Origin of the sequence: Serratia sp. PGPR-27 (assembly GCF_022678525.1) — a bacterium.
Taxonomy (GTDB): Bacteria; Pseudomonadota; Gammaproteobacteria; order Enterobacterales; family Enterobacteriaceae; genus Serratia; species Serratia nematodiphila.
The window spans coordinates 44700-57298 of record NZ_JALBYS010000016.1 but is presented as its reverse complement, the minus strand read 5'-3'; the positions used below and the strand labels follow the sequence as shown (position 1 = coordinate 57298).

At 58.7% G+C, this 12599-nt stretch carries 12 protein-coding genes; 8 read left to right on the top strand and 4 right to left on the bottom strand.

What is annotated here, in order from left to right; all coding sequences use genetic code 11:
* The first annotated feature begins 60 nt into the window (after nucleotides 1-60).
* Nucleotides 61-1029, top strand: a complete 969-nt coding sequence (gene lpxM, locus MMS95_RS10955; protein WP_015378127.1) for a lauroyl-Kdo(2)-lipid IV(A) myristoyltransferase — start codon at nucleotides 61-63, stop codon at nucleotides 1027-1029.
* A gap of 49 nt (nucleotides 1030-1078) precedes the next feature.
* Here lpxM and MMS95_RS10950 read toward each other — a convergent pair whose 3' ends face one another.
* From MMS95_RS10950 to MMS95_RS10940, 3 genes are all read right to left on the bottom strand, one after another.
* Entirely contained in the window at nucleotides 1079-1960 is an 882-nt protein-coding gene (locus MMS95_RS10950) for a leucine-rich repeat domain-containing protein (RefSeq protein ID WP_015378126.1), read from the bottom strand.
* An 85-nt stretch (nucleotides 1961-2045) separates the two neighbouring features.
* Nucleotides 2046-3488: a pyruvate kinase gene (pyk, locus tag MMS95_RS10945; RefSeq protein WP_004932339.1), complete on the bottom strand. Its 1443-nt coding sequence runs from the start codon at nucleotides 3486-3488 to the stop codon at nucleotides 2046-2048.
* Nucleotides 3489-3677: 189 nt separating this feature from the next.
* Nucleotides 3678-4550 (bottom strand): MurR/RpiR family transcriptional regulator, encoded by an 873-nt coding sequence (locus MMS95_RS10940; RefSeq protein ID WP_021503871.1) that lies wholly within the window; start codon nucleotides 4548-4550, stop codon nucleotides 3678-3680.
* A 447-nt stretch (nucleotides 4551-4997) separates the two neighbouring features.
* On the opposite strand from MMS95_RS10940, the gene zwf reads away from it, so the two are divergent.
* The 4 genes from zwf to mdtI all read left to right on the top strand — a co-directional run bounded on the left by zwf (nucleotide 4998) and on the right by mdtI (nucleotide 8506).
* The gene (gene zwf, locus MMS95_RS10935; RefSeq protein WP_242141661.1) at nucleotides 4998-6473 is read left to right on the top strand and encodes a glucose-6-phosphate dehydrogenase; all 1476 of its coding nucleotides are present in this window, start codon (nucleotides 4998-5000) and stop codon (nucleotides 6471-6473) included.
* 154 nt (nucleotides 6474-6627) lie between these two features.
* The gene (locus MMS95_RS10930) at nucleotides 6628-7269 is read left to right on the top strand and encodes a bifunctional 4-hydroxy-2-oxoglutarate aldolase/2-dehydro-3-deoxy-phosphogluconate aldolase (RefSeq protein WP_085336657.1); all 642 of its coding nucleotides are present in this window, start codon (nucleotides 6628-6630) and stop codon (nucleotides 7267-7269) included.
* A gap of 552 nt (nucleotides 7270-7821) precedes the next feature.
* The gene (gene mdtJ / locus MMS95_RS10925; protein WP_004932327.1) at nucleotides 7822-8190 is read left to right on the top strand and encodes a multidrug/spermidine efflux SMR transporter subunit MdtJ; all 369 of its coding nucleotides are present in this window, start codon (nucleotides 7822-7824) and stop codon (nucleotides 8188-8190) included.
* The gene (gene mdtI / locus MMS95_RS10920) at nucleotides 8177-8506 is read left to right on the top strand and encodes a multidrug/spermidine efflux SMR transporter subunit MdtI (RefSeq protein ID WP_004932324.1); all 330 of its coding nucleotides are present in this window, start codon (nucleotides 8177-8179) and stop codon (nucleotides 8504-8506) included. Before mdtJ ends, mdtI begins: the two co-directional genes overlap by 14 nt.
* A gap of 62 nt (nucleotides 8507-8568) precedes the next feature.
* Here mdtI and MMS95_RS10915 read toward each other — a convergent pair whose 3' ends face one another.
* The gene (locus MMS95_RS10915) at nucleotides 8569-8913 is read right to left on the bottom strand and encodes a RidA family protein (RefSeq protein WP_015378124.1); all 345 of its coding nucleotides are present in this window, start codon (nucleotides 8911-8913) and stop codon (nucleotides 8569-8571) included.
* Nucleotides 8914-9046: 133 nt separating this feature from the next.
* On the opposite strand from MMS95_RS10915, the gene MMS95_RS10910 reads away from it, so the two are divergent.
* The 3 genes from MMS95_RS10910 to MMS95_RS10900 all read left to right on the top strand — a co-directional run bounded on the left by MMS95_RS10910 (nucleotide 9047) and on the right by MMS95_RS10900 (nucleotide 12436).
* Nucleotides 9047-10963, top strand: coding sequence for an ATP-dependent DNA helicase (locus MMS95_RS10910; RefSeq protein WP_004932318.1), 1917 nt, complete (start codon nucleotides 9047-9049; stop codon nucleotides 10961-10963).
* A 79-nt stretch (nucleotides 10964-11042) separates the two neighbouring features.
* Nucleotides 11043-11744, top strand: coding sequence for a tRNA (adenosine(37)-N6)-threonylcarbamoyltransferase complex dimerization subunit type 1 TsaB (tsaB, locus tag MMS95_RS10905; RefSeq protein ID WP_049277275.1), 702 nt, complete (start codon nucleotides 11043-11045; stop codon nucleotides 11742-11744).
* A gap of 101 nt (nucleotides 11745-11845) precedes the next feature.
* Entirely contained in the window at nucleotides 11846-12436 is a 591-nt protein-coding gene (locus tag MMS95_RS10900; protein WP_049277274.1) for a Slp family lipoprotein, read from the top strand.
* Nucleotides 12437-12599 lie beyond the last annotated feature (163 nt).

Here is a 12599-nt window from a genome sequence, read left to right as displayed (position 1 = left end):
AATTGCAAAATCGGTGCTGGCAATTATGATTAGCCGAATCGCTAAGCCAAGAGCATGTGCATGCAAAACGAGAAGAAATCGAACGTAGAGTTCATTCCGCAGTTTCAAAAAGCCTTTTTATATCCGCGCTACTGGGGCGTGTGGTTGGGAACCGGTCTGATGGCCGGCATTTCGCTGGTGCCTGCGCGCCTGCGCGATCCGGTGCTGGGTGCGGTCGGCAAACTGGCCGGCAAGCTGGCGAAGGGCGCGCGCCGTCGTGCCCGCATCAACCTGCTGTATTGCTTGCCTGAGTTGCCTGAAAGCGAACGCGAGCACATTATCGACCAGATGTTCGCCTGCGCGCCGCAGTCGATGGTGCTGATGGCTGAGCTGGCCTGCACCAAGCCCGAGAAAGTGCTCAAGCGCGTGCGTTGGCACGGTGAAGAGGTGTTGGACAAGATCCGGGCGGAAGGGCGCAACGTGATTTTCCTGGTGCCTCACGGCTGGGCGGTGGATGTGCCGGCGATGTTGATGGCCGCGCGCGGCCAACCGATGGCGGCGATGTTCCACAACCAGCGCAATCAGCTGATCGACTACCTGTGGAACGCCGTGCGTCGTAAATTCGGCGGCCGCATGCACGCGCGCAATGACGGCATCAAACCGTTTATCAGTTCGGTTCGCCAGGGGTATTGGGGTTATTATCTGCCCGATCAGGACCACGGCGCTGAGCACAGTGAGTTTGTCGACTTCTTTGCCACCTATAAGGCGACTTTGCCGGCGGTCGGGCGGTTGATGAAGGTATGCCGTGCGGCGATCGTGCCGTTGTTCCCGGTGTACGACGGCAAAACCAGCATGCTGGATATCTATATTCGCGAGCCGATGGACGATCTGGCCGAAGCGGACGATCCGCGCATTGCCCGCCGTATGAATGAAGAAGTGGAAAACCTGGTGGGCCCGAACCCGGAGCAGTACACCTGGATCCTCAAACTGTTGAAGACGCGCAAAGAAGGGGAGATTGAGCCTTACTCGCGCGACGATCTGTATCGTTAATCCTTTCTACCGCTAACGCCGGCAGGGCCACAACCCGGCCGGCGTCTCTTCAGATGTGCACCCTACAGCCGCGAGCCCGCAGGATGTCGACGATTTTAGGCGTGTGGGTGAAATCATTCCAGCGCAGATCAAGCTTGCGCAGCCGGCTCAGTTCACCGAGGCTTTCCGGCAGATTGCTCAGGCGGTTGGCGCGCAGATCCAGGCTTCTCAGCGCCGTGAGCTCACCGATATTTTCCGGCAGGCGCGTCAGCTGATTAAAACGCAGGTTCAGCTCGCTCAATCGCGGCAGGCGGCAGAAGGATGCCGGCAGTTCGGTGATGGCATTGTTGGCCGCATCGAGTATCTCAAGCTCGCCGAGCAGAGCCATTTCCGCCGGCAGCGCGGTCAGGGCATTTTTCATGATATGCAACTCGCGCAGCGCGCGCAGCTGCCCGATTTCGCCGGGCAGGTTGCCGATGCGATTGTTGTATAAACGCAGCTCCTGCAATGCCGCCAGACTCGGTATTGCCTGCGGCAAGGCGGTCAGTTGGTTATCGGTCGCGTTGAGGTAAACCAACTGCTGCAGTTGCGCCAGCGCACGCGGCAGGTCGCTAAAGCCGTTATCGCTCAGGTAGAGGTATTTCAGCCGGTGCAGTTGCCCCAATGTTTCAGGCAGTTCGCTTGCGCGGTTGTGACCGAAGTCGAACATCTCAAGCTGTTGCAACTGACCAATCTCCGGCGGCAGGCGGTCGAGCTGATTGCAGGAGATGTTCAGCACCTGCAGGTTGCGGTGTTGCAAGATGGAGGCGGGGAAGGCCGTCAGCAGATTGTCGTACAGGCTGATTTTGCGCAGCGCGTGGCCGGTTAGCTGCGATTCGTCGAGCTGTGTCAGACCGCGCCCATCGAGATCGAGCGCATCACCGGTCGAGGCTGGATTGCGTTGGTGGAGCATGGCGTTCTCCGTCGTTTATGGCGGTGTCAGGGCAAAAAAAATGCCGGCCAACGTGAGCCGGCCGGCATGTCGTCTGCGGCGTGGATTACTCGACGCGCAGGATACGGCTGGTATTGGTGGTGCCGACGGTTTCCATCACGTCGCCCTGGGTGACGATCACCAGATCGCCGGAGACCAGGAAGCCTTTGTCACGCAGGCGATTGACGGCTTCATTGGCGGCGATCACGCCGTCTTTGTGGCTGTCGAAATATACCGGCGTCACGCCGCGATACAGCGCGGTCAGGTTAAGCGTGTGCTCATGCCGCGACATGGCGAAGATCGGCAGGCCGGAGCTGATGCGCGACATCATCAGCGCAGTGCGGCCGGATTCGGTCATGGCGATCAGCGCGGTGACGCCTTTCAGGTGGTTGGCGGCATACATCGAAGACATGGCGATCGCCTCTTCGATGTTGTCGAACTGTACGTCCAGGCGGTGTTTGGAAACGTTGATGCTCGGGATCTTCTCGGCGCCCAGACAAACGCGCGCCATCGCCGCCACGGTTTCCGCCGGGTATTGGCCAGCGGCGGTTTCCGCCGACAGCATGACGGCGTCGGTGCCGTCCAGCACGGCGTTGGCCACGTCCATGACTTCGGCGCGGGTCGGCATCGGGTTGGTGATCATCGACTCCATCATCTGGGTCGCGGTGATCACTGCGCGGTTCAGGGTGCGGGCGCGGCGGATCAGTTTCTTCTGAATGCCGACCAGTTCCGGATCGCCGATTTCGACGCCTAGGTCGCCACGGGCGACCATCACCACGTCGGAGGCCAGAATAATGTCGTCCATCGCTTCGTCGGTGCAAACTGCTTCGGCGCGCTCAACCTTGGACACGATCTTGGCGTTGCAGCCCGCATCGCGCGCCAGGCGGCGGGCATAGTTCAGATCTTCACCGGTACGCGGGAAGGAGACCGCCAGGTAGTCGACGCCAATCTTGGCGGCGGTCACGATGTCCGCCTTGTCTTTTTCGGTCAGGGCTTCGGCCGACAGGCCACCGCCGAGTTTGTTGATGCCCTTGTTGTTGGACAGCGGGCCGCCGACGGTCACTTCGGTAAACACTTTCATGCCCTGAACTTCGAGCACTTTCAACTGAACGCGGCCGTCATCGAGCAGCAGGACGTCGCCCGGCACCACGTCGGCTGGCAGGCCTTTATAGTCGATACCGACTTTTTCTTTATCGCCTTCGCCTTTTGACAGGTTGGCGTCCAGCAGGAATTTATCGCCCACGTTGAGGAAGATTTTGCCTTCCTTGAAGGTGGAGACGCGAATTTTCGGCCCTTGCAGATCGCCGAGGATAGCGACGTGACGCCCCAGTTTGGCAGCGATTTCGCGCACTTTGTCAGCGCGAGCCTGGTGATCTTCCGGGCTGCCGTGGGAGAAGTTAAGCCGAACTACGTTGGCACCGGCGGCAATGATCTTTTCCAGATTATTGTCGCGGTCTGTAGCCGGACCCAGGGTGGTAACGATTTTGGTTCTTCTGAGCCGTCTGGACATGTATTACTCCGTTGACTGGTGAAGCAAATATTGGTGTTGCGATAACGTCGGATAACGAAACCAGGCGTGAAATGTAATTTTACAACACTGATATTTCACCCGGGTTACCCGCATGAGCATGTTAACAGGGTACCGCCTCTGATGCCGTCATTCAAATGTCTGTTGAACGGCGATTTTTTCTTCGTCGGGTCACGAATCAAAACTGTTGGGAATGACCACGCCTTTATCAAAGCGCGATTCTTTGAGCGCTTCTTTGACCCGCTTCAAGTTATCTCTGAATTTAGCCCCTCGGCGCAAGGTAAATCCGGTGGCGAGCACGTCAATGAGCGTTAATTGCGCGATCCGCGACACCATCGGCATGTAAACGTCGGTGTCTTCGGGCACGTCGAGCAGCAGGGCCAGGGTCGCCGCCTGGGCGAGCGGGGTGTCGCGCGAGGTGATAGCCAGTACCGTGGCGTCGTTCTCCCGCGCCAGGTGGGCCATCTCCACCAGATTCTTGGTGCGGCCGGTGTGTGAGATCAGCACCACCACGTCGCCTTCGCTGGAGTTCATGCAGCTCATGCGCTGCATGACGATGTCATCGAAGTAGACCACCGGAATGTTGAAGCGGAAAAATTTGTTCATCGCATCGTGCGCCACCGCCGCGGAGGCGCCCAGCCCGAAGAAAGAGATCTTTTTTGCCTGGGTGAGCAGGTCAACCGCACGATTGATTGCGGCAATATCCAAATTTGCCTTTACTGTATCCAGGCTGGCCATTACCGATTCGAAGATCTTGCTGGTATAGGAATCGACGCTGTCATCTTCCTCAACGTTACGGTTTACGTAGGGCGTGCCGTTAGCCAGGCTTTGGGCGAGATGCAGTTTGAAATCGGGAAAGCCTTTGGTATCAAGGCGGCGGCAAAAGCGGTTGACGGTAGGTTCGCTGACGTCGGCCATGCGCGCCAGCGTGGCGATGCTGGAGTGAATGGCGGTCTGCGGGGAGGCCAGGATCACCTCGGCGACTTTCCTTTCAGATTTGCTCAGGCGTTCCAGATGGCTCTGGATTTTGTCCAGCGTATTCATATAACGAGAGTCACTCATGGTTTTATCCCTGTGGCTTTCAAGCAACAGCGTCGAATTTCGCCCGTGTTCGCCGTGCAAGCAGACGCCAAACGAGCGGCTGTAACCTGGAATCGATAGGGTATGTCGATTTCAAACAAAGGAGAAATCAATGCCGGTTTAGTGAAAATATACTACGTGCTGGTAACCGTTGGCAGTCTCGACACGGCGTATGCAGGGTTTTTTCACCAGAATATGACCTGTGTCTAACTTTCATAATGGTAACAGAGCGTCAAAAAAGACGAAAAATTACAGTTTTGCCCGTGGTGAGGGCGTTGGCGTAGATTGGCGCTTTCCACTGGAATCTTGAAGCCTTTTTTTCTGCTTTGCTCCGGGTTTGCTGGCCGTAGTCAAACAGAGTACATTAGTAATGTAAGAAAATTACAAATATCCTGCAACGAGGAGATGAACATGGCGGTAACCTCTACAGCCCAGGCGTGTGACCTGGTTATTTTCGGCGCGAAAGGTGATTTGGCGCGCCGTAAACTGCTGCCTTCCCTGTACCAGTTAGAGAAAGCCGGACACATCCACCCGGATACGCGGATCATCGGCGTTGGCCGCGCGGAGTGGGATAAACAAGCCTATACCGAAGTGGTCAAGGAAGCGCTTGGCACCTTCATGAAGGAAAAACTGGATGACGAACTCTGGGCCACGCTAAGCGCGCGCCTGGACTTCTGCAACCTGGACGTCAACGACAGCAAGAACTTTACCAAATTGGGTAAAATGCTGGATCAGAAGCACCGCACCACCATCAACTACTTCGCCATGCCGCCAAGCACCTTTGGCTCCATCTGCAAAGGGCTGGGCGAAGCCAAGCTGAACCATGAGCCGGCGCGCGTGGTGATGGAGAAACCGCTGGGCACCGATTTGGCGTCCTCACGCGTGATCAACGATCAGGTGGCGGAGTACTTCAACGAATCCCAGGTTTACCGTATCGACCACTATCTCGGCAAAGAGACGGTGCTGAACCTGTTGGCGCTGCGTTTCGCCAACTCGCTGTTCGCCTCCAACTGGGATAACCGCACCATCGATTCGGTGCAGATCACCGTAGCGGAAGAGGTGGGCATCGAAGGGCGTTGGGGTTACTTCGACCAGGCCGGCCAGATGCGCGACATGATCCAGAACCACCTGCTGCAGATCCTGACCATGATCGCCATGTCGCCGCCGGCGGATCTGACGACCGACCGCATCCGCGACGAGAAGGTGAAGGTGCTGCGCTCGCTGCGCCGCATCGATCAGACCAATGTCCGGGAAACCACCGTGCGCGGTCAGTACACCGCCGGCTTCGTCCAGGGCAAGAAAGTGCCGGGTTATCTGGAAGAGGAAGGGGCGAACAAGAGCAGCAGCACCGAAACCTTCGTCTCTATCCGCGTGGATATCGACAACTGGCAGTGGGCCGGCGTGCCGTTCTACCTGCGTACCGGTAAACGTCTGCCGACCAAATGTTCGGAAGTGGTGGTGTACTTCAAAAACCCGCCGCTTAACCTGTTCAGCGATTCTTACCAGCAGTTGCCGCAGAACAAGCTGACCATCCGCCTGCAGCCGGACGAAGGCATCGAAATTCAGGTGCTGAACAAGGTGCCGGGGCTGGATCACAAGCACCGCCTGCAGACCACCAAGCTGGACCTGAGCTTCTCGGAAACCTTCAACCAGGAGCACGTGGCGGACGCCTATGAGCGCCTGCTGCTGGAGACCATGCGTGGCATTCAGGCGCTGTTCGTGCGCCGCGATGAAGTGGAAGAAGCCTGGAAGTGGGTCGACTCCATCATGGACGCATGGAAAGCCGACAACGAGGCGCCTAAGCCTTACCAGGCGGGTACCTGGGGGCCGGTGGCCTCGGTGGCGATGATCACCCGCGACGGCCGCTCCTGGAACGAGTTCGAATAATGCGTAATGCCGGCAGCCTGTCTGCCGGCTTTTTTTTGCCTGCGATCTGCGCGCGGGCCTCATCACTTACGGTACGGCCGGACGTCCGCGCATTTGTGCGGAGCCCTGTGGCAGGGGCGTGCCATTGTTAACCGCGAGTAATGGAGAAATAACGATGAAAAACTGGAAAACCAGCGCCGAGCAGATCCTGACGGCGGGGCCGGTGGTGCCTGTTATCGTGATCAACAAGCTGGAGCAGGCGGTGCCGCTGGCGAAAGCGCTGGTTGCCGGCGGCGTGCGGGTATTGGAGGTGACGCTGCGCACCGCCTGCGGACTGGAGTCTATCCGCGCTATCGCCGAAGAGGTGCCGGAGGCGATCATCGGCGCCGGTACGGTGATCAACCCGCAGCAGCTGCGGCAGGTGACCGAAGCCGGGGCGCAGTTCGCCATCAGCCCAGGGCTGACCGAGGCCTTGCTGCAGGCGGCGACGGCGGGATCCATCCCGCTGATCCCGGGCATCAGCACCGTGTCTGAACTGATGCAGGGCATGGATCACGGCCTGCGCGAATTTAAATTCTTCCCGGCGGAAGCCAACGGCGGCGTGAAGGCGCTGCAGGCGATCGGCGGCCCGTTCCCGCAGGTGCGTTTTTGCCCGACCGGCGGCATTACGCCAAACAATTACCGCGATTATCTGGCGCTGAAAAGCGTGCTTTGCATCGGCGGTTCCTGGCTGGTGCCGGCGGACGCGCTCGAAAAAGGCGACTATGCGCGCATCACTGAACTGGCGCGCAGCGCCGTTAGCGGCGCCGCGTTGTAACCCGCGCCAGGCCTGGGGTTGGCGCTTATTTGCTCTCCCGCGGATATCGCAAGGCTCAACCCTTTGTTGAGCCTTTTTTAATTTTTATCGTGATTAACTTTCTTATTTTTAACCCGTTTTTTTCTGCTTTTTGATGAAAACGGCAGTTTGCTTTCTTATTTTGGCTGTGGTAAAAATATCTCAGTTGAAAATTTTACTTTTATGAGGATATTGGGCAAATCGCACGGTGTGCGGCTGATAATAGAGAACTATTATGATGACTATTAACGGAACTACCCTCAGAACCTCTACGTGCCAACTCTTCCTGTCTGCGATCCTTGCCAGTGAGCATCACTGGTGCAGCGAGCTATAGCGTCTTTCTCCCTTAACCGGTGCGGGTAGCGGGCTTAGGCCTTCGTTCTACCGTTCAGCCGGGCAAACATTCTTTTTGCGTTTGGGTCAGTTTATCCCCAGGGATCTCTGCGTCTTGCGCGCCGTACTGCGGCCGTTCGACGAGATAAATCGGGATAAATATGCCTTGGCGCGCGTTATTCGCCGTTTGGGAGAAAAATTATGATTTATTGGATCTTTTTAGGTTTGGCCATCATGACCGAAATCATCGGCACCTTGTCGATGAAATACGCCAGCGTCAATGGCGGCATGATTGGGCATATCGTGATGTACGTGATGATCACCGCGTCTTATGTGTTGTTGTCAGTAGCGGTAAAACGCGTGGCGTTGGGCGTGGCTTATGCGCTGTGGGAAGGCATCGGCATTCTGTTCATCACCCTGTTCAGCGTGCTGTGGTTCGACGAGCCGATCTCGGCGCTGAAGGTGCTGGGTCTGGCTACGCTGATCGCCGGCATCATGCTGGTGAAATCCGGCACCCGCAAAGAGCGAAAACAGGTCAGCCCGCGAGGTGACAACCATGCAACAGTTTGAGTTGTACCACATTGGGTTCCTGGGGCTGGCCATCGTGCTGGAAATCATCGCCAACATCTTCCTGAAGATGTCAGACGGCTTCCGTAAAATTTGGCTGGGGCTGTTGTCGCTGCTGTCGGTGCTCGGCGCGTTCAGCGCCCTGGCGCAGGCGGTGAAGGGCATCGATCTGTCGATCGCTTATGCGTTGTGGGGCGGTTTCGGTATCGCCGCCACTATCGCTGCGGGCTGGATCATGTTCGGCCAGCGGTTGAACGCCAAAGGCTGGATCGGCCTGGCGCTGTTGCTGGCGGGGATGGTGATCCTTAAACTGTCCTGATAGCGGGCAATAAAAAACCGCAGGCGTTGCCGTCTGCGGTTTTTTTTCGTCTGCGCTCAGGCTTACAGCGCGGCGATGATTTTGATTTCCACTTTATATTTCGGATTCATCAGCTGCGCCTGCACGGTGCAGCGTACCGGCGCGCTGCCGGCAACCACCCAGGCGTCCCAGGCGGCGTTCATCGCGGCGAAGTCGGCGGTATTGGCCAGGAAGATGGTGGCGTCCAAAATGCGGCTTTTATCCGAGCCTACGCGCGCCAGCAGCACGTCGATGGCTGCAAGGGCGTTGGCGGTCTGCGCGGTCGCGTCATCATCCAGGTTCTCCGGCACGCTGGTATAGTAAACGGTCTCGTTGTGCACCACGGCTTCGGACCAGCGCTGATCGGGATCAATTCTTTCGATATTCATTTGCTTATCTCCATATCATAGTCCCGCTAAGGGTAGCACAGCCGGTGATGAAAAAGCGCGGCGATAAAGTGGGTGGTAGCCGGGCGGCAGGCTTGGCATAATCACCGCTGAATGACACCGGCAGAGAGACAGCGTGACAGACGATTTTGCAACAGACGGCGCATTGGCGCAGGCTATCAAGGGATTCAAACCGCGTGAGCCGCAGCGGCAGATGGCGCAGGCCGTCACCGAAGCGATCAATTTCAAGCAGGAACTGGTGGTGGAAGCCGGCACCGGCACCGGCAAAACCTTCGCTTATCTGGCGCCGGCGCTGCGCGCCGATCGCAAAGTGATCATCTCGACCGGTTCGAAAGCGTTGCAGGATCAGCTGTATGCGCGCGATCTGCCCACCGTCGCCAAGGCGCTGAAGTACAAAGGCAAGCTGGCGCTGCTGAAGGGGCGCTCCAACTACCTGTGTCTGGAGCGTCTTGAGCAGCAGTCGATGGCCGGCGGGGAGCTGGCGGGGCAGACGCTGATCGATTTGGTGCAGCTGCGCAAGTGGTCGTCGCAGACCAAAGAAGGCGACATCAGCACCTGCAGCGAAGTGGCGGAAGACAGCTTCGTCTGGCCATTGGTGACCAGCACCAATGACAACTGTCTCGGCAGCGATTGCCCGCTGTATCAGGATTGCTTCGTGGTCAAAGCGCGCCGCCGCGCGATGGATGCGGATGTGGTGGTGGTGAACCATCACCTGTTCCTGGCGGATATGGTGGTGAAAGAGGGCGGTTTCGCCGAGCTGATCCCGGAAGCCGAGGTGATGATTTTCGATGAGGCGCACCAAATCCCCGACATCGCCAGCCAGTATTTTGGCCAGCAGCTCACCAGCCGCCAATTGTTGGATCTGGCGAAGGACATCACCATCGCCTACCGCACCGAGGTGCGCGATGCCGCCCAACTGCAAAAAAGCGCCGATCGTCTCAGCCTGAGCACGCAAGATTTTCGCCTTAATCTGGGAGAGCCGGGTTTTCGCGGCAATCTGCGTGACGTGCTCGGGGAGCCGAACGTGCAGCGCGCTTTGTTGCTGCTCGATGACGCGCTGGAGCTGTGTTACGACGTCATGAAACTGTCGCTGGGGCGTTCGGCGCTGCTGGACGCCGCCTTTGAGCGCGCCACGCTGTACCGCGCGCGCCTCAAACGCCTCAAGGCGGTGACGGAGCCGGGCTACAGCTATTGGTATGAGTGCAATTCGCGCCACTTCGTGCTGGCGCTGACGCCGTTGACGGTGGCCGATCGTTTCCGCGAAATGCTGGACGAGAAGCCGGGCAGCTGGATCTTTACCTCGGCCACGCTGTCGGTCAACGATCAGCTGGGTCACTTCACCGAACGGCTGGGGCTGACCAAGGCCAAAACGCTGCTGCTGCCGAGCCCGTTCGACTATGCCAAACAGGCGTTGCTGTGCGTGCCGCGCTTTTTGCCTTCGCCGAATCAGCCCGGCGGGGCGCGCCAGCTGGCGCGCATGCTGCGGCCATTAATCGAAGCCAACAACGGCCGCTGCTTCTTCTTGTGCACCTCGCACCAGATGATGCGCGAGCTGGCGGAAGAGTTTCGCGCCACGATGACGCTGCCGGTGCTGTTGCAAGGGGAAACCAGTAAAGGCCAGCTGTTGGCGCAGTTCGTCGCCGCCGGTAACGCGCTGCTGGTGGCGACCAGCAGCTTCTGGGAAGGGGTGGACGTGCGCGGCGATGCGCTGTCCTGCGTCATCATCGATAAACTGCCGTTCACGTCACCGGACGATCCGTTGCTGAAGGCGCGCATTGAAGATTGCCGCCTGCGTGGCGGCGATCCGTTCAATGATGTGCAGTTGCCGGATGCGGTCATCACCCTGAAACAGGGCGTCGGCCGTTTGATCCGCGACACCGACGATCGCGGCGTGCTGGTGATTTGCGATAACCGTCTGGTGATGCGCCCTTACGGCGAGGTGTTCCTCAATAGCCTGCCGCCCACGCCGCGCACCCGCGATCTGAAGCAGGCAATCGCCTTCCTGCAGGCCGCCGACACGTCGGCCACGTGAAAGATGAAGGGCTTACGGGGCTGTGCTACAATGCGCGCCCTGTATGAAAAACCCAGTTTTATTCCCGCCAGAGGTTGGCATGTCCACGCGAATTTTAGCGATCGATACCGCGACGGAAGCCTGTTCCGTCGCCGTCTGGAATCAAGGCGAAATCCACGCCCTGTTTGAGCTGTGCCCACGCGAGCATACGCAACGAATTTTACCTATGGTGCAGCAGGTGCTGGCGGAATCCGGTCTGGCGCTCAATCAGCTCGATGCGCTGGCCTTCGGCCGTGGCCCCGGCAGCTTTACCGGGGTGCGCATCGGTATCGGCATCGCTCAAGGCCTGGCGCTGGGCGCCGATCTGCCGATGATCGGCGTTTCCACGCTGCAAACCATGGCGCAGGGCGCCTGGCGCGTCAGCGGCGCGGGGCGTGTGCTGGCGGCGATCGATGCGCGCATGGGCGAGGTCTACTGGGGGCAGTTCGAACGCCAGGCGGACGGCCGCTGGTTGGAAAGCGAAAGCGAGGCCGTGCTGTCGCCGGCGCAGGCGCTGGAGCGTGCGCAGCGCCTGCAGGGCGAATGGGCCCATGTTGGCACCGGGTGGCAAACCTATCCCGACTTGGTCAAGGGTTCCGCGTTGAGCGTACGTGACGGCCAAATGCTGTTGCCGCAGGCGGAAGACATGCTGCCGCTGGCGCTGCAGGCCTGGCAAGAAGGGCTGGCGGTAGCGGTGGAAAACGCCGAGCCGACCTATCTGCGCAATGAAGTCACCTGGAAAAAACTGCCGGGCCGCGAGTAATCGCGGCGTTATTGTGCTGATGTTGATGCCGGGCGATGAGGGGTTGCAACTTGAACGATGAAACGCGGTCAAAGTTACAGCCATTTCAGGAGATTGCGACCATGTTAATCCGCACTGCAAGTAAAAAGCTGTCGCTGCTGGCCGTCGCCTGCGGCGCGCTGGTTTTATCCGGGTGCGTCACCGTACCGGATGCGATCAAAGGCTCCAGCCCTACGCCGGTGACTCAGCTGTCCTCGGTACAAAATGCACCCAACCTGTTTACCGGCGCGGAAGCCCGTTTCGGCGGCACCGTGGTAAACGTCGCCAACGAACAAGGGCGCACGGTGCTGGAGATTGCGGCGGTGCCGCTCGACAGCGGTGCGCGGCCGATACTGGGTGAACCGTCGAACGGCCGCTTGCTGGCCACGGTGAACGGCTTCCTCGAACCGGTCGATTTCAAAGGCCAACTGGTGACCGTCGTCGGCCCTATCACCGGCCTGAAAGAGGGGCGGATCGGCATGACGCCATATCGCTTCGTAACGATGAACGTGACCGGTTTCAAGCGCTGGCATCTGGTGCAGCAGGTGGTGATGCCGCCGGCGCCGATGGGCCCTTGGGGCTGGCGCGGAGGTCCGTGGGGACCCGGTTGGGGCGCAGGCTATGGCTGGTACAACCCTGGCCCGGCACAGGTGCAAACCATCGTAACCGAGTAGCATACGCTTGATGTGAACACATTTGACAGGGCGGCTCAGGCCGCCCTTTTGTTTTTTGGGATAAGGAATATCCGACAATTAGTGACGTACATCGCAACCTGAATAATGTTTAAAACCCGAACTGGTCTGCTGAGTTAAAATATTGTTATGGTTAGGCTGCGAG